General features: G+C 55.4%; 20 protein-coding genes. 11 read left to right on the forward strand and 9 right to left on the reverse strand.

The genetic code is table 11. The features are described from left to right. Positions 1-143 precede the first annotated feature (143 nt). From ACTHYN_RS05305 to ACTHYN_RS05315, 3 genes are read right to left on the reverse strand one after another with little or no spacing between them, the layout of a single operon-like run. Complete coding sequence (locus ACTHYN_RS05305) at positions 144-1,997, reverse strand: hypothetical protein (RefSeq protein ID WP_441811433.1); 1,854 nt, start codon at positions 1,995-1,997, stop codon at positions 144-146. Beyond that, complete coding sequence (locus ACTHYN_RS05310) at positions 1,994-3,640, reverse strand: hypothetical protein (protein WP_441811434.1); 1,647 nt, start codon at positions 3,638-3,640, stop codon at positions 1,994-1,996. Before ACTHYN_RS05310 ends, ACTHYN_RS05305 begins: the two co-directional genes overlap by 4 nt. Continuing rightward, complete coding sequence (locus ACTHYN_RS05315) at positions 3,637-4,776, reverse strand: tyrosine-type recombinase/integrase (protein ID WP_348293796.1); 1,140 nt, start codon at positions 4,774-4,776, stop codon at positions 3,637-3,639. The genes ACTHYN_RS05310 and ACTHYN_RS05315 overlap by 4 nt, the downstream gene beginning before the upstream one ends. A gap of 263 nt (positions 4,777-5,039) precedes the next feature. Here ACTHYN_RS05315 and ACTHYN_RS05320 point away from each other — a divergent pair, with 263 nt between their 5' ends. From ACTHYN_RS05320 to ACTHYN_RS05345, 6 genes are all read left to right on the forward strand, one after another. Then, a complete protein-coding gene (locus ACTHYN_RS05320; RefSeq protein ID WP_441811435.1) occupies positions 5,040-6,008 on the forward strand; it encodes a sensor histidine kinase in 969 nt (322 codons plus the stop codon). Then, positions 6,005-6,760, forward strand: coding sequence for a LytR/AlgR family response regulator transcription factor (locus ACTHYN_RS05325; protein ID WP_441811436.1), 756 nt, complete (start codon positions 6,005-6,007; stop codon positions 6,758-6,760). Before ACTHYN_RS05320 ends, ACTHYN_RS05325 begins: the two co-directional genes overlap by 4 nt. Before the next feature lie 118 nt (positions 6,761-6,878). After that, on the forward strand, positions 6,879-7,823 hold the full coding sequence (gene hemC / locus ACTHYN_RS05330) for a hydroxymethylbilane synthase (protein ID WP_441811437.1): 945 nt from the start codon (positions 6,879-6,881) through the stop codon (positions 7,821-7,823). Continuing rightward, positions 7,804-8,616: a uroporphyrinogen-III synthase gene (locus tag ACTHYN_RS05335; RefSeq protein ID WP_441811438.1), complete on the forward strand. Its 813-nt coding sequence runs from the start codon at positions 7,804-7,806 to the stop codon at positions 8,614-8,616. Before hemC ends, ACTHYN_RS05335 begins: the two co-directional genes overlap by 20 nt. Positions 8,617-8,618: 2 nt before the next feature. Further along, on the forward strand, positions 8,619-9,749 hold the full coding sequence (locus ACTHYN_RS05340) for a uroporphyrinogen-III C-methyltransferase (protein WP_441811439.1): 1,131 nt from the start codon (positions 8,619-8,621) through the stop codon (positions 9,747-9,749). Then, positions 9,746-10,987, forward strand: a complete 1,242-nt coding sequence (locus ACTHYN_RS05345) for a heme biosynthesis HemY N-terminal domain-containing protein (RefSeq protein WP_441811440.1) — start codon at positions 9,746-9,748, stop codon at positions 10,985-10,987. Before ACTHYN_RS05340 ends, ACTHYN_RS05345 begins: the two co-directional genes overlap by 4 nt. A gap of 43 nt (positions 10,988-11,030) precedes the next feature. On the opposite strand, the gene ACTHYN_RS05350 is transcribed toward ACTHYN_RS05345, so the two are convergent. The 3 genes from ACTHYN_RS05350 to rho form a co-directional block, all read right to left on the reverse strand. Next, on the reverse strand, positions 11,031-12,035 hold the full coding sequence (locus ACTHYN_RS05350; RefSeq protein WP_441811441.1) for an FAD-binding oxidoreductase: 1,005 nt from the start codon (positions 12,033-12,035) through the stop codon (positions 11,031-11,033). 1 nt (position 12,036) lies between these two features. Beyond that, complete coding sequence (gene ubiD, locus ACTHYN_RS05355; protein WP_441811442.1) at positions 12,037-13,524, reverse strand: 4-hydroxy-3-polyprenylbenzoate decarboxylase; 1,488 nt, start codon at positions 13,522-13,524, stop codon at positions 12,037-12,039. Between the two features lie 401 nt (positions 13,525-13,925). Next, positions 13,926-15,188, reverse strand: a complete 1,263-nt coding sequence (gene rho / locus ACTHYN_RS05360; protein WP_441811443.1) for a transcription termination factor Rho — start codon at positions 15,186-15,188, stop codon at positions 13,926-13,928. A 361-nt stretch (positions 15,189-15,549) separates the two neighbouring features. Here rho and moaB point away from each other — a divergent pair, with 361 nt between their 5' ends. The 4 genes from moaB to ACTHYN_RS05380 are packed head-to-tail and all read left to right on the forward strand — an operon-like array spanning position 15,550 to position 18,068. After that, complete coding sequence (gene moaB, locus ACTHYN_RS05365) at positions 15,550-16,122, forward strand: molybdenum cofactor biosynthesis protein B (RefSeq protein WP_441811444.1); 573 nt, start codon at positions 15,550-15,552, stop codon at positions 16,120-16,122. 18 nt (positions 16,123-16,140) lie between these two features. Then, positions 16,141-17,355, forward strand: a complete 1,215-nt coding sequence (locus tag ACTHYN_RS05370) for a molybdopterin molybdotransferase MoeA (protein WP_441811503.1) — start codon at positions 16,141-16,143, stop codon at positions 17,353-17,355. 1 nt (position 17,356) lies between these two features. Continuing rightward, positions 17,357-17,617 (forward strand): molybdopterin converting factor subunit 1, encoded by a 261-nt coding sequence (gene moaD, locus ACTHYN_RS05375; protein ID WP_441811445.1) that lies wholly within the window; start codon positions 17,357-17,359, stop codon positions 17,615-17,617. 1 nt (position 17,618) lies between these two features. Continuing rightward, the gene (locus ACTHYN_RS05380) at positions 17,619-18,068 is read left to right on the forward strand and encodes a molybdenum cofactor biosynthesis protein MoaE (RefSeq protein ID WP_441811446.1); all 450 of its coding nucleotides are present in this window, start codon (positions 17,619-17,621) and stop codon (positions 18,066-18,068) included. A gap of 162 nt (positions 18,069-18,230) precedes the next feature. On the opposite strand, the gene mobA is transcribed toward ACTHYN_RS05380, so the two are convergent. Continuing rightward, entirely contained in the window at positions 18,231-18,821 is a 591-nt protein-coding gene (gene mobA / locus ACTHYN_RS05385) for a molybdenum cofactor guanylyltransferase MobA (protein WP_441811447.1), read from the reverse strand. Between the two features lie 102 nt (positions 18,822-18,923). Beyond that, on the reverse strand, positions 18,924-19,250 hold the full coding sequence (trxA, locus tag ACTHYN_RS05390; RefSeq protein ID WP_441811448.1) for a thioredoxin TrxA: 327 nt from the start codon (positions 19,248-19,250) through the stop codon (positions 18,924-18,926). A 314-nt stretch (positions 19,251-19,564) separates the two neighbouring features. Here trxA and ppx point away from each other — a divergent pair, with 314 nt between their 5' ends. After that, positions 19,565-21,091: an exopolyphosphatase gene (gene ppx / locus ACTHYN_RS05395; RefSeq protein WP_441811449.1), complete on the forward strand. Its 1,527-nt coding sequence runs from the start codon at positions 19,565-19,567 to the stop codon at positions 21,089-21,091. Here the strand turns inward: ppx and ACTHYN_RS05400 are convergent, their stop codons facing one another. Further along, the gene (locus ACTHYN_RS05400; protein WP_441811450.1) at positions 21,092-23,071 is read right to left on the reverse strand and encodes an ATP-binding cassette domain-containing protein; all 1,980 of its coding nucleotides are present in this window, start codon (positions 23,069-23,071) and stop codon (positions 21,092-21,094) included. Between the last annotated feature and the right edge of the window lie 39 nt (positions 23,072-23,110).

Below are 23,110 nucleotides of genomic sequence, written 5' to 3' on the forward strand. Positions count from 1 at the left end.
AGTCTTTGTGGATCAAGGCACGACTGACTCCGGCCTCTTCGGCAACAGCGGCCACTGAGACTTTCCTGCCCTTCTCAACGACCTTAGGCTGGCCTTTTTCCAATCGAACAATGGCCAGCCGAATACGCTTGTGGGTCTCGGATTCAGATGACGTCGACATCGGTCAGTTGCTCCTTGAGACGGTTGATGTCCACGCCGAGATCGGTCAACACCTTCTCGCAACGTTCCATAGTGCGCTCAACGGTCTTCGAACTAGAGTCGTCCAGGTCATCGATCTGCCGCAGCTCAATCTGTTGTAAGTACAGCCCTTCCCAGAACGGCTTGTGGGTATCGTCAATACAGCCGTGCTCACAGCCTTCGCATTGGCCACCCGCACAGTCCACGCCGGTATCGTTGGTACACCAGGCAATGCCGGTGGACCGCAGATAAACCAGTTCGCTGATGGCCTCAATCATCTCTTTCCGATCTTTGTAGGTACGCACTTTTTCCGAGCGGCTTCGCATTTGGCGAATATGACCGGCCATGCCACCTGAAAGCGGCGTATCAGGCTCCAACCAGTGACCGACAATGGCATGGCGCTTGCCGTCGAAAGCGGCGTAAATTTCGTCATAGAGCTCCAGATCCTGCGTCTCGTTCATTGCATACAGGGTGGTCATGTCGAGGCTCCAGTGCTTGAAGTGATCGCGCAGATACCTCAGATCGCCCAGCTTGTGGTGGACAACGTAGTTGGCGAAGGTGCGTCGGAATTGGTGAGACGCAAGCTTCCAGTCCGTCCCGAGGTTCTTTGCAAACATCCTGAGTCTTTTGTTCAACGTTGGGCCGCTAAGCACAGTGATACAATTTCTCTTGCCCCCACCGTTCGTTAGCCCGATGCAGCCAGAGCACTGCCGAAGTCGGGTCACCTCCTTCAAGTCTCCGGACGCTTCTGCGGCTCTCAGAGCCTGCTCAAGCTCCGTCTGCAAGGGCTCTGAAAGCCTCTCCAAGACCTTTACAGCCCGAATCGCAATCTCTGGACAAAGCCATGAGGTTTCGCCCGCGTAAGTTTTGTCCGAGCGTGAGCCGAGGAAGTAGAACCGTTCGCCATCTCGAACTTCACTGTGCCACTGATCCCGCCGGATGTTGCCGAGCTCATGGGCTCGAATGCCAGTCGCCGCCAGAATGATGACAAAGCATCCATCACGCAGGTCGAGGAGTGTGCTGTTCAATGCGCCGAGCCCTGAATCCCAACCGCGGCTTTTCAGGTAGCGAGACATTTCACTGGCTTGTGTCGTTCGCTTTTCAGAACAAGGTTTGAAGTCAGCCAACGCATCCCGATGTGCCAGCAAGGTGTCAGCTTGACCGAGCAGGGATTCGGCGTGCTGGAACAGGTGCCTAAGAATGTTATCTGGAATGATCTTAGTCTTGGCTTTGGTTGATTGTTTGTGCCCGGCCAGGGAGACGGCCGAGCTTTCTGGCCAGGGGTGACCAAACGCGCTTGGGGTATCCCGAAGGAGTTGCCAGCATCGCTCAACAGCAAAGAACTTATGCGCCTTCGTCTGACTGGCAAGTGGATTGAAGGGTCTTTTTGCAGAAGTAAGGCGGTGGACGAATTCCACATAGCGGGCGGCTACCAGAGGCGTCACCTTCTCCTGAGTGCTAATCCCCTGCTCGTGTAACCAGTTCAACCAACACACCAAATCGCCGAACAACGCTTTAATAGTGCCATTGCTCAGCTCGCGCTCTCGCCAGATTGACCGTGCCAGGATAATTTTGGCCTCGAATCGCAGCTGCTCCCCGGTGATCCGAGCAAAGTTCAATTTTCGATCAGCGTCATTCCGGTTTGCCGTGCTCTTCGATTTCGGCAACCACCACTCCGGATCTTCGTATCGTGAGAGTACGTACAGCAACCCGTCGGCCCGATCTGTGGTGATGATACCGTGCAGTCCCTCACCGCTGGGTAACGCCTTCAACAGCCGCTCGCGGTTGGCCAGCACCTCTGCGCCGGAGGTCTCGATCATATCGCCATCCTCGCCATGCTGAGGTCTCGCCAGAAGGGGTGAGGTTGGTTTTTGGCCTTTTCCCGTTGCTCCGCCACCAGGTTCGCGTCAAAGCGAGGGGCGATCTCCTCGTCGATCAGACGAATGACTTGTTTCAGGTATTTCGTCCAGCGCTTGCCACCAAAGGTGTCGTAGTTGCGCAGAGTGGCCCAGTAGAAGCTGAACAGCCGATACAGATCATCGCCGGTCACCACGAAGCTCTTGCATCGGAAGCAGCCCAGATAGTCCTGACAGGGCTCGCCGTTTTTCGGAGATCGATGCCCCCGGCGGACATCCTGGCATGACGCAACGGGCGTCTGATCACTGGCGATGACATCCGGCTTGCTGAGAAGCTCCTGAACACGCGTCTCACCTAAAAAACGCATGTTGGTTTCCGCTTCCGGTGGTGCCTCCCAGTAGTGGGCATTGCCGGTCTGAACCGTGTGTCGTCCCGTTCTGGCCGTGATCAACGGATCTTGGCCAGACATCTCCCAGACGCGATTCAGAAGCGTCTGACGAAGCCGACTGACATTCAACGTGAGCGGCTTGCCATCGTCTGTTTGAAGCTGGTGTTTGTCGACAAGTAGCTTGATGATGTAGTGCAAATGGGTTGCAGTGAGTCGACATGGTTTGCCCGCGTACTTGCCCCGCACTCCCTCGTAGACCAGCAGTCGACCCCTATCACCGAACTCGGCGCGTATAGAGGCATTCCTCTTAACGATCAGATCAATGGCATCAGCGGCATAGAGATGGACACTGGCCATCTCAGACACTTCTTCGGACTTTCTGAGGGCAACCACGTGCGTGGCGTTGCCGCGACGTTTAAAGCTCACTAGCAGCCGCAGGTTGGATTTGAGCGGGTGAGCCTGCACGCAGTCCGTGGTGAGTTCCAGGATGGGTGCCGGATTCATTCCAGTGGACAGCGCGATGGACAGCGCACAGACAGTCAAATCGTAGCTGTTCAGCGGTTCCGAGTGGGCCACAATTCGCTCCATCTCTATACGCAGCGCTTTGATCAAAAACCGCTTTTCATTTTTGCTGAGCCCCTTCTGGCTCTTACGTCGTTTGTTGGAATTCGGAAACGGATTGGCAGGCCAGACCGTTTTCATATCCACTTCCGGCCAAAAGCCGAACCGATGGCATGCCACAAGCAGAGATTTGGTTTTGGTAAAAAGACCCTTTTGCGAGCCGTATTCGATGGTCTCGTTCCTCAGGTGCTGAATAAATCGCTTGATCGTTTCGGCGTTGAGATCCGCCATAGTCAGGCTTTCACCACTAGCAGCGTGGAGTAACGACAGAAAGGGCGCAAAGTGACGAAAGCCAACGTTCCAGTTACCCACAATCGTGGTCAGGCTGAGGGACTTTCCATTAGTTTTGACGCTCTCAGCGACCAGCTTTTCGAGGGTGCACTGACAGGCGGCGGTGATGTCGTCGAAGCCCTGACCGTAAAATGGCCCGAAGTCCGCGTTTCTCGTGTTTGTTGTGTTTTCGGGAAAGGCAACGACGGTGTTCGCCGGTTTTGAAATACGCGCCTGATCAACGGCTGTGGTTGTCGCCTCGGTCGCAGTCTCGCCACCCTCCTGAACCCCAATCTCATACCCATCTAACGCGAAATCCTTTTTCATGCGCAGGCCGCCTCCTTCGCCGTTTCCTCAATTTCTTCCTGATAACTGGTGCGCAGGTCGTCTTCGATGTCGTCGAGGAAATGCAGGTATTTTTCCGTGGTCATGATGCTGCTGTGGCCGAGGCGATCCCGAACGTAGATCAAGGGATTAAATGTCGTACTCTTTCGGGACATCAACGATTTTAGGGTGTGCGTCGCGTAGGTATGGCGCAGGATGTGGGGATGACAGGCAAACGACAGCTCCAATCGGTTCAGTTGATTGTTGAGCGAGGTTGGAATGCTCCAGGACTTGCCCTTGGCGGTCACAAAGAGGGTTTTGGGGTCTGTGCCATGCTTTCGGATCGTTTCATGACGTTCGTGAATCACGTAGTCCCAGAGATCCGCCATCAATGATATCGGCACATGGATCGTCCGTGGCTTGTCTCCCTTGGTGCTCATCTCTTGGGGTTTAAGCTCAACAACTACATGACTTCGAGCCGAGATCGATTGGGGGGCTGACACATAAGTAACTGGAAACGTCAGAAGCTCTTCTTTACGCAACCCCGTCAGCAAGGCCAGGCGAACGATCAATCGAAGCGTTTTGTTGTTGATACTTTTGAGCAGCTCTTCCACTTGTTCTTTGTTGAGGACTTTGATCTTGGTTAGCGTGGTTTTAAGCAGCACATCCGGCTTTACGGCATACCCCCCAGAGGTGTCTGTGTGTGCCAGGAAACCCTTTGTCTGCCTGACTCTCACCGTTTCAAGGTCATACGGCAGCGTGCGTACCCAACCTTGTTTGAGGGCAAACTGATAAAACTTGATCACCAGGTGAAGTCGTCGATTTACCGTGGAGGCGCTAAGGTTAAATCGATCAAAGGAAACGTCTCGATACAGAGCTAACAGAGTTTCGTGATTTCGGTGATCAAGCTCTCTCCAATCAAAGCCATTGGCTTCAATGAACTCGAAATAATCACACAGATCTCTTCCAAACGTTTCCCAGCTACGATGACTTTGCACACTTCCACGTTTTAAGCAGTGATGGACGAGAAATTCCATTCCTTCGATAAACACATCATGATTGGCCTTGAGAAGAATCGGGAACCCTTCATAGGAATGTCCCCTGATTTCAAACTCTGGTGTGGCAAGAAGGAACTCCACCCTCGGACCCCCAATACTGTATTTTTATTCAGTATAAAGGAGTGGTTTAAGACTGCAACAGGTAGGTTACATTATCTGTGGTACAAAACATGGTCTATCTTTCCTGATGGCAGCCCGGCATTATCTGCCGCAACTGGGTAAATTGGATATGGCGGGAGTATAGCATTCTGACCCGTAGAAAAGAGACTCCCCTGAGCGGGGAAAAACCGGCGGTGATACAGGGTTTTTTCGTACCGGATCTTTGCCGGGTACGCTCTGTATTCATGCTACTGATCACCAGCGAACTTCTGGTTCTGGTGTTGGCCATTGTTCAGGCCAGCAACGGCTGGATCGACTGGAATTATTTCGCGCTTCTGTCGCTGTTTGTGCAGTGGACCTCCCTGTCCAGCGCCGCGCTGATTTGCCTGTTGCGAACCCGGCTGGCCAGGCTATCTGTAGCGCGGGCCACCCTGGCCATTGCCACCATCGTGCTACTGGATGTGCTCGCTTTCAGCTTGTTCGCCGACAGTGTTTTACACCCGCAACGGGGCAACACCGACTGGCAAGCCATTGCCAAAAAGCTACTGCTGGCACTGCTGATTGTTCTGATGGCATTGCGTTATTTTTATCTGCAATATCAATGGCAACAGCAACGGGAAGCAGAAATGCAATCGCACCTGGCAGCGCTGCAGGCACGCATACAGCCGCACTTTTTATTTAACAGCATGAACACCATCGCCAGCCTTATTGCGTCTGACCCGGAGCAAGCCGAAGAGGCTGTCCTGGATCTTTCGGAACTGTTTCGCGCCAGCCTGCGCACAGGTGACCAGCTCATTCCGCTGGCAAAAGAGCTGGAACTGTGTCAGCGCTATCTTGCCATTGAGGCACTGCGGCTAGGCCCACGCCTGAAGCTGGAATGGCATATTGCCGACGGGTTGGAACGCCAGGCCATACCACCGCTAACCTTGCAGCCATTGGTAGAAAATGCGGTTTATCACGGCATACAACCCCGGCCGGAGGGTGGTACGGTGCGCATAGAAGTAGAGGCGCGCGGTCACTTTGTGTACCTGCTGGTGCAAAACCCTAAACCCGAAGGCAGCGGCAGCCAGCACACCGGCAACCGCATGGCTCTGACCAACATACAGGCACGACTGCAGGCGCTGTTTGGTGAGCCGGCAGTGCTCAAACACAGCCACCAGGGAGATGTTTATACGGTTACCCTGAGGCTACCCGAAAGTACACAACATTCATGAAAAAACAGAAGATTTTGATAGCTGACGACGAGCCGTTGGCCCGGCAACGCCTGCGGCGACTGACCGAGAGCCTGCCGGAGTACCAGGTATGCGGCGAGGCCGTTGATGGCGATGCCACGCTTACCCAAGTGTCCGAGCTGCAACCCGACATTTTGCTGCTCGATATACGCATGCCGGGCCTTGACGGCATGGACGCGGCCGCCCGCCTGAGCCAGCTTGCCAATCCACCAGCGATCATTTTCTGCACCGCCTACGATCGCTACGCCATTCAGGCTTTCGGTGTGCAGGCTACCGCCTACCTGCTCAAGCCAGTGCGCAAAGATGCGCTGACAGAAGCTCTAGCCCGCGCCGGACGGGTTAATCGGGTACAATTACAAGCACTGACCAACAACACGCAACAGAACGCGGCGGACAACGAGCAACTGGCGGTTCGCACTCACCGCGGTACCGAGTTGATAGATATAGCCGGGATCCGCTATTGTCAGGCGGATCAAAAATACGTAACTATCCATCACACCCGCGGTGAAACAGTATCTGACTACACACTGAAAGAACTGGAAAATGCCTATCCGCGCCAGCTGCTTCGAATTCATCGCAACACCCTGGTCGGTGTACGTTTTATTCAGGCTTTAACGCGCGCACCGGATAACAGCAATCTGGTACGGCTCAGACACAACCTGGGCGAGCTTCAGGTCAGCCGCCGGCACGCTACCAGTGTGCGCCAATGGCTGCAGGGCCAACAACCCGGCTAATCCACACTGGCAGCACTGAACTGTGAAGCAGCAGGCGGCGCATAGCAGTCACCCACGGGACTTTTACGGCGCCACGGGGTAACCTTGGCGAACACTTTTAGAACAGACAGTGAGCACCATGTCCAAACGAACTCTTCGTGTTGCAACCCGCAGCAGCGCCTTGGCATTGTGGCAGGCGGAATTCATCAAGGCTGAACTGGAACGGCTCCACAGCAACGTAGTGGTTGAGCTGGTCAAGATTAAAACCCAGGGTGACAAAATCCTCGATGTGCCACTGGCCAAGATCGGCGGCAAAGGCCTGTTTGTAAAAGAGCTGGAAGAGGCCATGCTCGATGGCCGGGCAGATCTGGCAGTACACTCCATGAAAGACGTGCCCATGGAGTTCCCCGAAGGCCTTGGGCTGGTTGCCATCTGCGAACGGGAAGACCCCACAGACGCCTTCGTCAGCAACCACTACGAAAACGTAGATGCACTTCCCCACGGATCTGTCGTTGGCACCGCCAGCTTACGCCGGGAATCCCAGCTGCGGGCCTATCGCCCGGACCTGGAAATCCGGGTTCTGCGAGGTAACGTGAACACTCGCCTGGCGAAGCTCGATGCCGGTGATTATGCGGCCATTGTACTGGCCAGCTCCGGGCTCAAGCGCCTGGGCTTTCACGATCGGATCCGGTATTCCATGCCAGACACACTCTCCCTGCCTGCGGTGGGTCAGGGCGCGCTTGGCATCGAGTGCCGACTCAGTGACAGCGAACTGCTCGCCATGCTGGAGCCACTGAACCACCAGGACACCGCTGATCGGGTAAAGGCCGAACGAGCTCTCAATCGCCGCCTTGAAGGTGGGTGCCAGGTACCTATTGCAGCCTATGCCCTGCTAGAAGACAACGACAACACCGTGTGGTTGCGGGCACTGGTAGGCGCGGTTGACGGTACAAAAATCCTTCGTGCTGAAGGCCGGGCTCCACGGGCGGAAGGGGAGCGCTTGGGCCGCGAGCTGGCAGAGAATCTACTGGCACAGGGCGCAGACAAAATTCTGGCTGAAATTTATGGCCACACTCCGCACTGATTCACCCAGCCTGGCTGGTCGGCGCGTTCTGATTTGCCGGCCAGAACCAGAAGCGTCTCGACTGGCCCGGCAGTTTCAGTCTGCCGGCGCCCGGGTTCACGTGTTTCCGCTGGTTGACCGGGAACCGCTGCCAGAAACCCCGGAACGACGCGCAACCATTCTGAGCCTCGATGAATTCTCCCACGTTATCACTGTTAGCCCCTATGCCGCGCGCCTGTTATTACAGGAGCTGGACACCTGGTGGCCTCAACTTCCCGCTGGCCTGAAATGGTACGGGGTGGGCGCTGGCACAGCGAAAGCCCTTGCTGAGCAGGGGCTGAGCCCGCGTATACCCGACGAAGGCTGGACCAGCGAGGCATTGCTGAAACTGCCGTCGTTATCACAGTTCAGCGGCGAACGGGTCTTGGTCGCCCGCGGGGAGGCGGGGCGCGAACTGACCCGAAAAACCCTGGAAGCCCGTGGCGCACGGGTTACTGTCATGCCGCTTTACAGGAGGTTCTGCCCGGACTACACGCCGGCACAGATCAACAGCGCTCTGGAGCAATTTGCACCTGAAGCCATTATCGCGCTCTCTGGCGAAACTCTGGACAATCTCATCGCACTATGTGCGAATTGCAGCCATAATCTATACGATAGACTTGTCGTTGTGCCCGCCCGTCGTATCGCCGACCAGGCTCGCGCAGCGGGATTCAACGCTCCGTTTATACCAGGAAGCCTTGCCGATAATGACATCGTGGCCGCCGTTGCAGAACAACTGGCAGGCCGGGACGGTGGCTCCGGAACAGCCAAGTAAGGATGCCCGTGACTGAAACAACAAAGCAATTACCCGCCCGGATCGAAACAGAACAACCCGCCCGCCAAAGAATCTGGCCAGTGTGGATTATTGCCATCGTTGCCCTCATCTGTGTAGTCGTGCTGGCGCTATGGAACTGGCAACAGTGGAACAATCAGCAGAGCACCTTGCAGACACTGAAAAACGTACAGCAAAATACGGCCCAGCTTGAGAGCCGGTACGGCGACAGTGGCAGCCAGCAAAGCCAGCGTTTGCAATCCCTGGAGAACAAACTCACCTCCCAGCGTGAGCTTATTGCCACACAGCAACGGCAAATTGATCACAATGCCCGCGAACTGCTGGAAGCCGGAAACCGTACCCGCACAGACTGGCTACTGGCCGAAGCAGAATATCTGCTGCGTATTGCAAACCAGCGCTTGTTGATTGAAAAAGACATTAAGGGTGCCCTTTCTGCCCTCAAGGCCACAGATGAGGTACTGGCTGAATCTGATGACATAGGCGTATACCCGGTGCGCCAGCAACTCGCCCAGGAAATCCTGTCACTCAAGAGCATTACCGGCGTTGATAGAACCGGCCTCTACCTCACCCTTGAAGCCGCCATCGACAGTGTTCATCAGCTCACCGACCAAGCGCTGATCAGTGAGCAGGCCCCCGGATTTACAGGCAACTCACAATCAGACGACGCGCCACCAGAAGGCGGTGAGCCGGGCATGCTGACCAAGGCCTGGCAAAAATTCAAATCCACACTGATGCAAGTGATTGTGGTTCGCCGCATGGATGAATCGGTTAAGCCGCTACTGTCACCAGATCAAAGCGCCTATGCGCGGCTGAATCTGCAACTGATGCTGGAGGAAGCCGAAATGGCGGTACTCCGGGGCAACCAGCCTCTGTACAAGCGCGCGCTCGCCAAAGCACAGGCCACCGTTGAGAACTGGTATGACAGCAGCAACCCACGGGTAGGCGCGCTGTCCGACACCCTGGGAGAGCTGGCCAAAAACAATGTCGCCCCGGACCTGCCGGATATCAGTAAGTCCCTGGATCTGCTTAAAGAGCGGCTCGCAGGACGTCTAAATAAAGACAGTGAGGGGAAGGACGAAAAAAATCCTGATGCTAACGGAGGCAATGATTCATGATCGGCCTTCTACTGATCGTTCTGTTTGCCCTGTTAATTGGCACCGGGCTTTCCCTGGGGCTGCAATACGACCTGGGATACATTCGCATCAGCCTGGGCAACTACCTGGTCGAAACCAACTTCTGGGTGGGCCTTGCGCTTCTGGTCGTGGTGGTCGCGTTAATTGTATTAACCATTAATTTGTTTCGCCGCATGCGCCACGGGGGTGGCCTGGTAGCTAACTGGGTGTCCCGCGGTAAAGAGCGCCGAGCGAGACGCCGCACCACTCACGGCTTGTTAGCCCTGGCAGAAGGCAACTGGCCCAGAGCCCGAAAGATGCTTACATCAGCCGCAGACAATTCAGACACCCCGCTTATCAATTATTTGGCTGCGGCCCAGGCGGCCTTTGAGTGCGGTGACCATGAGGCCGAAGATGAGCTGCTGAGAAAGGCCTTTGAAAGCACCCCCGGCTCCGATATGGCCGTAGGTATTACCCAGGCTCAACTTCAGCTTGCCGGCAATCGTTTGGAACAAGCCCTTGCGACGCTGGTGCGTTTGCGCAAACAGTCGCCACGCCACCCTTTCGTATTAAAACTGCTAAAAAACACATACCTCCGCCTGGAAGAGTGGCGCGAGTTATCGAAGTTGCTGCCAGAACTGCGTAAGCACAATGTACTTCCAGAATCTGAATTGGGAGAGCTTCAACGACTGGTATGGCACAATCTTCTGGAGCGGGCGGCAGAAGACTGCCGGCGGCGACAAGCGGAAGACCCCAACGCTTCACTGGAACCCATCACCCGACTTTGGGATGAGCTTCCGGGGTTTCTGCGCAAAGACGAAAAAACCATCGGAGACTATGCCCGACTGCTCGCTGACCTTGGCGATGAGGTGCAAACTGAAACTCTGCTCCGCAAGGTTCTGCACAATCACTGGAGCGATGACCTGGTCAATCTTTATGGCCGGGTAGAAGGGCGCGAACCGGACGAACAGCTTCTTACAGCCGAACAGTGGTTAAAAGACCGGCCGAACAATGCAGAACTGCTACTGGCACTTGGCCGATTGAGCCTGCGCAACGAACTTTGGGGCAAAGCCCGGGAATATTTTGAGACCAGCTTGGGGCTACGCCGAAGCCGCGAGGCTCTGGCAGAATTAAGTCGCCTGAGCGCTCACATGGGTGATGAAGAAGTGAGCATCAAACTTATGATGCAGGGACTGGCAAAGGATAATAAGCTGCCGGAACTGCCCATGCCAAAAGCCTAGCAAAACAACAAGCCGGCAGGCAGGCGCCTGCCGGCTTGTTGTTTTAGTGCCTGGGTGCGTACTCCAGCACATCCGAAAAGAACCCCTCTGGCGGCAACCCGGCTTCAACCAAGGCATCCAACAGCGTATACACCATAGTCGGCGAGCCGCTTGCGTGTACTTCCACATTCTTCCAGTCCATGCCAGAGGCCAGCACCGCACGCACCAACTGATCGTGGTGCCCGCTCCAGTCGCTATCCTCATCATCGCCCACCACAGGCTGAAACGTGAATGCCGGCCAATCCTGCGCCCATTGCTGAGCCATGGATCTCAGATACATATCCTCATGGCGGCGAACGCCCCAGAACAGTTTTACCGGGCGGGCAAAGGACGTACCGCGCAAATAATCCACCAGACTTTTCATTTGCGCAAAGCCCGTACCGGCTGCAACCAGCACCAAGGGCTTTTCGGGGGCGGAGGCAAGACAGGCCTTGCCGTGGGGTAACTCCAGATTAACAGTTTCGCCCGATGTCAGGGCATCAATCACCTTTTGCGCCGACAGCCACTCTGCCGAGGCCTGAATATGTAACTCAATATTCTGCTCTGATGGGCTGCTGGCTATGGAAAAATAACAGGGCCCGGCATCCTGAAGGTTAACGGATAGATACTGGCCCGCATGAAATGACAGCTCCCGCCGCCGCGGCAACTGAAGTTCAACCCGATACACATCGTGGCTAATCGACCGTACATCCACGACATTTGCCTGGAACTTTTTGGGCTGGTTGTTTCCTGCTGCCATAACGGCGGTTATCTCCAATTCAATATCACCAAGCGCCTCAGTTCTACACATCATCAGCCGCGCGCCGGGCGGAATTATCTGCTGGTTTCGGGTATTCAAGGCATAGCCATTAAGCAACCGCGCCTCACAAAGTTCACACACACCATTCTTGCATGCTGACGGCACGGCAATTCCTGCCCTACCCGCCGCGCTAAGCAAATCTCTACCAGCGGGTGCCTTGTAACTGAGCCGGGAAGGAACAAGGCCTACCCGCCGGGGCTTGCTACTCATATCAATCGGGACGAACAGGTGCAGTTTCAATCCCCAAACTGTCCCACAGTTCATCCACCCGCTGTTTGACAGCCTCAGTCATGGCTATGGGCTCGCCCCACTCCCGCGTTGTCTCGCCCGGCCATTTATTGGTGGCATCCATTCCCATTTTGGAACCCAGGCCAGACACCGGCGAAGCAAAGTCGAGATAGTCTATGGGGGTGTGCTCTACCAGCATGGTGTCGCGGGTGGGGTCCATCCGGGTCGTTATGGCCCAGATCACATCTTCCCAGTTGCGAGCATCCACATCGTCATCGGTCACAATCACAAACTTGGTGTACATAAACTGCCGCAAAAACGACCAGACACCCATCATCACACGCTTGGCATGCCCCGGGTACTGCTTTTTCATGGTAACCACTGCTAGGCGGTAAGAGCAGCCTTCCGGTGGCAAGTAGAAATCAACAATCTCAGGGAACTGCTTTTGCAAAATAGGAATGAATACTTCGTTCAGGGCCACGCCCAAAATAGCCGGCTCATCTGGCGGCCTGCCAGTGTATGTGCTGTGATAAATCGGGTCTTTACGGTGGGTTATCCGCTCAACGGTGAACACCGGAAACTCATCCACTTCGTTATAATAGCCGGTATGGTCGCCGAACGGACCTTCAGGCGCGTAATCGTCCGGATAAATAAAGCCTTCCAAAACTATCTCGGCGCTGGCCGGCACTTGCAGATCGCTAAGGCCCGCCTGCACCAACTCGGTGCGGCTGCCACGCAGCAAACCGGCAAATGCATATTCCGACAGCGAATCGGGTACCGGGGTCACCGCACCCAAAATAGTGGCTGGATCGGCGCCCAGGGCCACAGCCACCGGGTATGGCTCGCCTGGATTCTGTTTCTGGAACTCCTGAAAGTCCAACGCCCCCCCACGATGACTTAACCAACGCATGATAAGCCGGTTACGACCAATCACTTGCTGGCGATATATGCCAAGGTTCTGCCGTTCTTTATGGGGCCCGCGGGTAATTACCAGCGGCCAGGTAACCAGCGGGCCTGCATCGTCGGGCCAGCAATGCTGTACCGGTATCTGATACAAATCGACTTTATCTTTCTCGATAACCACGTCTTGGCAGGGCGCTGACCTGAGCACTTTCGGGCTCATGCGCATCACTTGCCGGAGTAGCGGTAATTTCTCTATCGCGTCTTTGAAGCCTTTGGGGGGATCTGGCTCTTTGAGGTATGCCAGCAGTTTGCCAACGTCCCGAAGCGCGGTTACGTTCTCTTGCCCCATACCCAGGGCCACTCTTCTGGTGGTACCAAAGAGGTTGGCAAGCACGGGCATGTCGTAGCCTTTGGGGTTTTCAAACAACAATGCAGGCCCACCTGCCCGCAGGGTACGATCGCAGATTTCGGTCATTTCCAGATGGGGGTCTACTTCAACCAAGATGCGTTTCAGCTCGCCCAGTTTTTCCAACTGGTCAATAAAGTCCCGCAGATCGTTGTATTTCATCGTTGGCTCCGGTTAGTTCCGGCAATATACGTGGATTCGAAGAAATTGGTTCTGACTAAGTGCAAGAACAGGATGGGGGACGCCTTGCCCAGACACGCCGTAAACCCATCCCTGGGGGCTCGGCATTGCCATCCCTGGCAATGCACGGTCTGAGCAAGGCGTCCCCCACCCTGTTCATTTGATCACCAGTTACCTAAATGCCAAAACGCATTTAAGCTTTACGGTAATCAGTATATGCGCGCACAAAATTTGATCGGCAGTACCGGGGCAACCTTCCCCGGACCGTGCATTGCCAAGGATGGCAATGCCGAGCCCCCAGGGATGGGTTTACGGCGTGTCCGGGGAAGGTTGCCCCGGTACTGCCAGCCTCCGCAATCCCTGAGGCGCCATGACTCTAGCTTTTAACGACGCTTCATCGATTGGAAGAAATCGTCGTTGGTCTTGGAGTCTTTCAGCTTATCAAGCAGGAACTCGATGGCGGCGGTGTCGTCGTCCATAGAGTGCAGCAGCTTACGCAAAATCCAGATGCGCTGGATATCCGCTTCGCTCATTAGCAGATCTTCGCGGCGCGTGCCGGAGCTGCGAATATTAATGGCCGGGTACACACGCTTTTCGGCGATCTTGCGATCAAGGTGCACTTCCATGTTGCCTGTGCCCTTGAACTCCTCGTAGATCACCTCGTCCATCTTGGAACCTGTGCTCACCAGAGCCGTCGCAAGGATCGTCAGGCTGCCGCCCTCTTCTACATTACGAGCCGCACCAAAGAAGCGTTTTGGCTTTTCCAGGGCGTGGGCATCGACACCACCGGTCAATACTTTGCCGGAGGATGGAATCACCGTGTTGTAAGCACGGGCCAGACGGGTAATGGAATCCAGCAGGATAACCACGTCTTTTTTGTGCTCAACCAGCCGCTTGGCCTTCTCGATCACCATTTCCGCAACCTGAACGTGACGCGCAGGCGGCTCATCAAACGTGGAAGCAATAACCTCACCACGTACGGTGCGCTGCATCTCAGTCACTTCTTCCGGTCGTTCGTCAATCAGCAACACCATCACGTGGCATTCCGGATTGTTGCGGGTAATCGACTGGGCGATGCTCTGCATCAGCAGGGTTTTACCTGCCTTGGGTGGAGAAACGATCAAACCACGCTGGCCTTTGCCAATGGGCGCCACCAGATCCAGCACGCGGGACGACAGGTCTTCGGTACTCCCATTGCCGGCCTCAAGCTGCATGCGCTCGTCAGGGAACAGCGGCGTCAGGTTTTCAAACAGAATCTTGTTGCGGGCGTTGTCAGGCTTGTCGAAGTTAATCTCCGCAACCTTTAACAGAGCAAAATAACGCTCGCCATCTTTCGGCGGGCGAATTTTGCCGGCAACAGTATCACCGGTGCGCAAATTGAAACGGCGGATTTGGCTGGGAGAGACGTAAATATCGTCTGGCCCGGCCAGGTAGGAGGCATCAGCGGAGCGGAGGAAGCCGAAACCATCCTGCAAAATCTCCAGTACGCCATCGCCATATATGTCTTCGCCGCTTTTTGCATGTCTCTTCAAAATAGTGAAGATGACATCCTGTTTGCGCGAACGTGCCAGGTTATCGAGACCCATCTCTTGCGCGATGTCGAGCAATTCGGGCATGGAGTTCTGCTTAAGTGCGGTAAGGTTCATAAGTTATTAGATTTTCAAGAATGGAAGTAAACGAATATTGGAGTGACAGGAGCGCCCCTGAACATATTTATAAAATCGTTGTCAAAACAGATGCTGGCCGATGAAGCAACCGGTGCGGATGAAATCCGGATTAAAAACTATAACCAGTAGAGTGGGAACAACCGTTCGTAGGGCAGGAACGATAATCTGCTACCTTGCTGGCCAATGTCAAGTATAAAGGCCAAATTAACAGCCTTAATGCGACCAAATAACTGCCTAAAACCCCCATATGCCTCCCCCTGATGGGTTACTCCCTTCCATTTCCAGCGACTCATGGGGATACTAACTGGCAAACTTCCAGCTGATTTTCGGAGCCTTTTTCATGAGCAGTGAACGCACTGATGAACTCACCCCTTTAAATATCGCCATTCTGACGATTTCCGATACCCGCGGGCCTGCGGAAGACTCTTCCGGACAGTTTCTTGAGGACAGTGTTATCGAAGCTGGACACCAATTGATTTCCCGGCGCATTCTCCCGGATGACGTATACCTGGTACGGGCCGCTATGTCTTCCTGGATTGCGCAGCCAGATATTCATGTGGTGATCATCACCGGTGGCACAGGTTTTCATGAACGGGACAGCACCCCAGAGGCCGTGGGCCCTTTGCTGGATAAGAGCATTGAAGGTTTTGGCGAAGAGTTTCGACGCCAGTCTGCGGCAGAAATTGGCACGTCCACTATTCAGTCCCGAGCGTTTGGCGGCCTTGCCAATCATACGGCAATCTTCTGTCTGCCAGGCTCCACAGGTGCGTGCCGAACGGGTTGGCACGGCATTTTGAATACCCAGCTGGACAGCCGGCACGGCCCATGCAACTTCTCAGAATTACTTGGCCGCAAGCCGTCACGTGCCATTGAGCGCCTTCACCAGGTTGTCGGTACCCGCGCCGTTCGCTAGCCCAGACTAAGGAGACACATTATGGCCGCCAATCTGACGCCTGTAGAAGAGGCCATTGCCCACCTGCTGAACAAGGCGCCGGTGATCACAGACACCCAACGCTTACCCCTTACCCAAAGCCTGGGGCGTATACTGGCGCAGGACTATCAGGTTCCTGCAGATGTGCCGCCAGCAGATAACAGCGCAGTGGATGGCTACGCCCTGCGTGCAGAAGATCACACCGCAGGTCAACCGCTGGCAATCTCTGACCGAATTCCCGCAGGTTCGGCGCCAGCCCCACTAAAGCCGGGTACAGCAGCCCGCATTTTTACCGGTTCAGAAGTGCCTGCCGGCGCCGATACAGTGGTCATGCAAGAGCGGGTTGAGGTTACGGATAACGGCATTGTGATTCAGGCCGAGGTGAAAGCCGATCAGAATATTCGAAGGCGTGGTCAGGATCTGGCCGGGGGCAGCCTGGCGCTGGCGAAAGGCACGAAAATCCGCGCGCAGGAAATGGGACTTTTGGCGTCTATGGGCGTGGCAGAGGTTACGGTTGCAAAAAAGCTGCGGGTTGCGGTTTTATCCACCGGCGACGAGTTGGTAGATCCGGGGCTGCCCTTGGGACCGGGCCAGATTTATAATACCAATCGCTTCACCCTGCTCGGCTTGCTGGCAGAGGCAGGCTGCGACGTTGCCCTGTGCGAAACACTGCGCGATAAACGCGACCTTACCCGGGACACACTGGAACGGGCCGCAGCACAGGCAGACTTGATCATCACCAGCGGCGGCGTTTCCGTGGGCGAGGAAGATCATGTGCGCGCGGTGCTGGAGGAAGCAGGCGAGCTTTCACTATGGCGCATGGCGATCAAGCCCGGCAAGCCTTTGGCGTTCGGATCGATCAACAACACGCCGGTTTTAGGCCTTCCCGGCAACCCGGCGGCAGTGCTGGTCACGTTTCTGGTTGTAGGCATGCCCTACATTCGCACCCGCCAGGGTCGCTCACAGGTCCATCCGGTTGGGCAACAATTGCCTTCAATGTTTTCGGTTTCGTCGCCCTCAATACGCAAAGAATTTGTCCGGGCCCGCACCGAGACAGCCGATGGCAAGGCCCGGGTCAATGCCTTTTCAAACCAGAGCTCTGGTGTGTTGAGTTCTGCATGCTGGGCCAATGGCCTGGCTGTGGTTCCCGAGCACACCACTTTGGCAGAGGGCGACACACTGACTTATTACCCATTTACTGAACTATTGAGCTGATATGTCCGAGCAGACCTTAACTGTCCGTTTTTTTGCCCGGCTCCGGGAGGAGCTGGATACAGAGCAACTTACGCTGTCTGCCGATCGAAATCAGACAGCAGGCGACATACTCACTGCACTGGCGAGCCGTGGCGGCCCCTGGGCACAGCTACAGGGCGACCAACCGGTGATGATTGCGATTAATCAGGCAATGGCAAAGCCTGGCTCACCTGTTAAGGCCGGTGATGAAGTGGCTTTTTTCCCGCCTGTGACCGGGGGTTAAAATGATTAGCATTCAGACTGAAGACTTTGATGCAGGCGCGGAGTATAAGGCGCTACGTGATAGCGGCGCTGGTACCGGCGCAATTGCAACGTTTACCGGGCTGGTACGGGACAGCGGTGACACTCAGGGTGTGTCCGGGTTATTTCTGGAGCATTACCCGGGAATGACGGAGCAGGTCATTGCGGAGCTGATTGAGGAGGCTTCGCAGCGCTGGAATGTGCGTAAGACCCGGGTGATTCACCGGGTTGGCCGGCTGCTCCTGCAGGAGCAAATTGTGTTTGTGGGGGTTTGCAGTGGCCATCGGGGTGATGCGTTCGCGGCCTGTGAATTTATTATGGACGCTTTGAAGACATCGGCGCCGTTTTGGAAGAAGGAGCTTTCTGAAGACGGGGAGCATTGGGTGGAGCAAAAAGCCTCGGATGTTGCTCGTGGTGAAGCTTGGGAGAAATAGTCCGGTGTTTGCCGGTCGGCCTTTGGCGCGGGTCGTCTCGCCGAAAAACGCTGTAAATACGTCCGTGTACGCTTGGCTACGCCATCCATGGCTCCGCACATTTTCGGCGAGACGACCCGCGCCAAAGGCCTAGTATGTTTCTATATTTCATCAGCTTAGCTGCTAACTCATCAGATCTTCTGGCCGATTTCTGTTTTTAAACGTGTCCGCGGCATCTGGGCAATCCAGTGTTTTTGCACCAGCGGTTTCAGCGAACACCATCACTCTACGGTTATCGTTCCTTAGCTGGCTTTCCAGCGCCTTTGCCAGTGAAACCGGGTATATGCCATGTAACGGATGAGCTCTGCCGTCGGCTTGGGCAATAACGGGTAGATCGGGCTGTTCGCGCCAGGCGGTAAGGAGTCTCTGGAATAATTCTGGCTGTATGCCGGGAGTGTCGCATGGGCATACGACTACCGCGTCAAAGCCGCGCTTGCTGGCTTCGGTCAGACCCGCAAATAGGCCCGCGAGAGGACCCTGGCCTTTAAAATCAGTCGCGTCCTGGAGTACGTCGCCGAGTAAGCGGTATTCTTCCAGTGAGCGGTTGGCACTGATGAGTAAGGGCGAGGAAGCCGCTACCAGGGCATCGGCTACCCAGTGCGCCATTGGGCGCTCACGCCAGTGCATCAGGCCTTTGTCTTTGCCATTCATGCGGGTTCCTGCCCCGCCGGCCAGGAGCAGGCTGCATGCTGTATTTGACGGTGTTTTGATCATGGCGAATCTCAAGATCAACGGTTGGCGCTTTCAGGACTTCCAATAATAAAAAACCGCCCAAGAGCTGAGCCCAGGGGCGGTTTTCAGGCTACCAAAACGCAATCAGAGATTGCTGTCCAGGAATGCCGCGAGCTGGGACTTGGACAGTGCGCCTACTTTAGTGGCGTCGACGTTGCCGTTTTTGAACAGCATCAGGGTCGGAATACCACGAATGTTGAACTTGGGTGGTGTCTGTTCATTTTCGTCGATGTTGAGCTTGCAGATCTTCAGTTTACCATCGTATTCGTCGGCAATTTCTTCAAGTATCGGTGCAATCATTTTGCAGGGGCCACACCACTCTGCCCAGTAATCTACCAATACAGGCACATCAGATTGAAGTACATCCTGGTCGAAGGAGGCATCTGTTACGTTTACGATATTTCCGCTCATTTCATTTTCCTGATTCATGCACCACAGCAGGCTTTCGGCCTATGAACCGGTGCCTGCATGCGTGTGCCGTTGACTGTTGCTAGAGGTTGCCGCTGTTCGAAGGCAACCTTTCACTCCCCATCACATTAATTGACACTTTACGCGATTGGGCCTGCGTATGTGAAGCAGTAGATGCACCAGCTTGAATCCGCAAGCGTCTGACCCCAGTCAATTCGAACGGCTTTGCGTTGTGTGCAAACCCTCGCGCCTACTGACAGGTCCGGGGCTTATCGCTTATAGTGGCCGCAACTTTATGCCACAGGACTCTGACCATTGTGACGGCCACCCCTCCCGCCGAAAACGCCATATCTGCACCCAGCATGCTGGCGGCCATTGATATGGGTTCAAACAGCTTTCACATGGTGGCTGCCCGGCTCGTGCACGGTGAAATACGCACCATAGAAACAATGGGCGAGAAGGTTCAGCTCGGCGATGGGCTTGATTCGGATAACAATCTGACCGAAAGCGCTCAGAGGCGGGGCCTGACTTGCCTGCGCCGATTTGCGCAAAGGCTCAATGGCACACCACCTGAAGGCGTCCAGATAGTAGGCACCAATGCACTGAGAATGGCACGCAACGCCGACCAGTTCATTGCTCGTGCCGAGGAGGTGCTGGGTTATCCTGTGGAGATTATTGCCGGCATAGAAGAAGCCCGGCTGATCTACCTGGGTGTCTCCCACACGCTGTCCGATGATTCCGGGCGGCGCTTGGTCATTGATATAGGCGGCGGCAGTACCGAGTTGATTATTGGCGAACGCTTTGAGCCCCAGGAGCTGGAAAGCCTGCATATGGGTTGCGTGTCCTTCCGGAACCGTTATTTTGCCGATGGCAGGATCACTCGCAAGCAGATGGACAACGCCATTACCCATGCCGAACAGGAACTTTTGAGTATTAAAAGGCGCTTCCGGTCGGTGGGCTGGCAGAGCTCTGTAGGGGCATCCGGCTCTATCAAAGCCATCAGTAACGTGTTGGCAGCTCTCAAGATCACCGATGGTACCATTACATGGAGCGCCATGGACGAGCTGCGGCGGCGCCTGGTGGACATGGGCAGCGTGGAAAAGCTTGGAATTCTGGGTTTGCGTCCGGATCGGCAGAACATCTTCCCGGCGGGCTTTGCCATCCTCATGGGGGCGTTTCAGTCGCTGAACATACAAGACATGATTTATACCGACGGCGCACTCCGGGAGGGCCTGCTTTATGGTATTGCCGGCAGGATTCAGCATGAGGATGTGCGCGAGCGCAGTATTTCAGCATTACTGGAAAGATATCACGTAGAACAGCGCCATAGTGCGGCGGTAGAAGCAACCGCGATTGCGGCGTGGGAACAGATTGCAGCCTCCTGGGGGCTGGACACGGTTGCCGATGAAGAAGTACTGCGCTGGGCCTGCCAACTGCACGAGATTGGCCTTGCCATATCCCACAGCCAATATCACAAACACGGCGCTTACCTGCTTCGTTATTCCGACATGGCAGGCTTCACACAACAAGCTCAGCGGGAGCTGGCTATTCTGGTGCGGGGCCATCGACGCAAATTTTCCGCAGCGATTTTTGAGGGAACTGACCCGGCCGACTTAAACCGGCTGCGGCATCTCTGTATTCTGGTGCGCCTTGCAGTGCTCATTCAACATTCCCGCAACCTGGAACCGCCACCAGCCTTCTCTTTAAAGCCAAGGGACAAGGGCCTGTTAATGACCTTTCCAGACGGCTGGTTCGACGAGCGCCCACTTACCCTCGCTGATCTGAGAAACGAACAGGACTACCTGGCGAAACAGAACTTTGTACTTGAACTGGCAGGCGGCTGACTAAACAGCCAACCCTGCCTCCATCGTCTCTACCGTTTCACTGACATCCAGCCATTCGGCTTCCGCGTCCTCAAGCGTCGCTTTAGCCTCTGCCTGCTTCCCCATCAGCTCTTTCAGCTGGTTTCTGGATTCATCACTGTACAAGGCCGGATCCGCTAACTGCGCTTCGAGACCGCTCAATACGTCCTGCAGGGATTCCATCTTCTTTTCCAAAGCCACCTGTTTTTTCCGGTATGGGCTCAGCTTTTGCCTGAGCGCCGCTTCCGCCCGCTTACGCGCTTTACGATCCTCTGCACTCTCGCCCACTCCGGTGTCTGGCTCTGGTACCAGGGTGCCGCCATCCGCCTGCACCTCCTCGGTGGCCTGTCGCTTTGGTGCCTCGGTATCGTCTTTGCGACGATCTGCCAGCCAGCGCTCATAGTCTTCAAGATCGCCTTTATATTCTGCAACACGGCCTTCATTAACCAGCCAGAATTCGTCCACAGTGTTGCGCAGCAGGTGTCTGTCGTGGGACACCACCACGATGGCGCCCTCAAAGTTCTGCAATGCCATGGTGAGCGCCTGGCGCATTTCCAGATCCAGGTGGTTAGTGGGTTCATCCAGCAGCAGCAAGTTAGGTTTCTGCCAGGCAATCACCGCCAGAGCAACACGGGCTTTTTCACCGCCCGAGAAGGTACGAATGGAGGCTAATGCTTCATCACCATGAAAATCAAAACCGCCCAGAAAGTTCCGAACACTCTGCTCAGAAGCGTTTGGCGACAGCCGCTGCAAGTGCAAGAAAGGACTGGCATCAAGATCCAGTGATTCCAACTGGTGCTGGGCAAAATAACCGATAGCCAGATTTTCACCGCAAGTTCGCTCGCCGGAGATCAGCGTGCTTGCCTCTCCTTGCTCCCCCTGCCCCAACAAAGCATCCATTAAAGTGGATTTACCCGCACCGTTTGGCCCTAGCAGGCCAATGCGGCTGCCCGGTAAAAGGCTCAGGTTTATGCCGTCAAGAATCACGGTTTCACCGTGGCCTGCCCGGCCATGGCGAATAGACAACAACGGGCTGGATACTTTGTCCGCAACCGGGAACTCAAAGCTGAATGGCGAATCTACGTGCGCCGGAGCAATTTTCTCCATGCGCTCCAGGGATTTCACCCGGCTTTGTGCCTGTCGAGCCTTGGTCGCTTGCGCCCTGAAACGATCAATAAAACGCTGGATTTCCGCAATTTTTGCCTGCTGGCGCTCGAAGCCGGCCTGCTGCTGCGCAAGCCGCTCACTACGCTGACTCTCAAATGCTGAGTAATTACCCGTATACAGCTCCAGCTTGCGGCGATCAAAATGCACGACATGGGTGGCTACCCGATCCATAAAATCGCGGTCGTGAGATATAAACAGCAAGGTGCCTTCGTACCGGCGCAACCAATTCTCAAGCCAGAGGCAGGCGTCAAGGTCCAGGTGGTTGGTTGGTTCATCCAGCAATAGCAGGTCGGAGGGCCGCATCAATGCCTGGGCCAGATTCAAGCGAATGCGCCAACCACCGGAAAAGGCCGACACTGGCCGGTCGGCATCGCCGTCCTGAAAACCCAGCCCGCGCAACAGCGATTCTGCGCGCCTGGCCGCAGACCAGGCTTCATGCACATCCAGCTCACCATGAATATGTGCCACAGCATTGTCGTCGCCCCGGGCTTCCGCCTGCTGCAACTCCCCCTCAAGCCGGCGCAAGTCCAGATCGCCATCAAGAACGAAATCTCTGGCGCTTCGACTGGTTGCCGCAACTTCCTGGGCCATCTGGGCAATACGGCAGCCGCCAGGCAGTGACACGTCGCCTTGCTCTGGCGATAACTGCCCAAGCAGCAACTGAAAGAGACTGGATTTACCAGCGCCATTAGCACCCACAATCGCAACTCGCTGCCCTGATTGCACCGTGACAGAGACGGAATCCAGCAACCAGATACCTGCCCGTTGTAAACTGAGATCTGTTATCGTTAACATGTTGTCACATAATCAATGTAGAATTGTCAGGGACGGTTC

The sequence above is a fragment of the Marinobacter sp. genome (assembly GCF_052091845.1).
In the GTDB taxonomy this organism is placed as follows: domain Bacteria; phylum Pseudomonadota; class Gammaproteobacteria; order Pseudomonadales; family Oleiphilaceae; genus Marinobacter.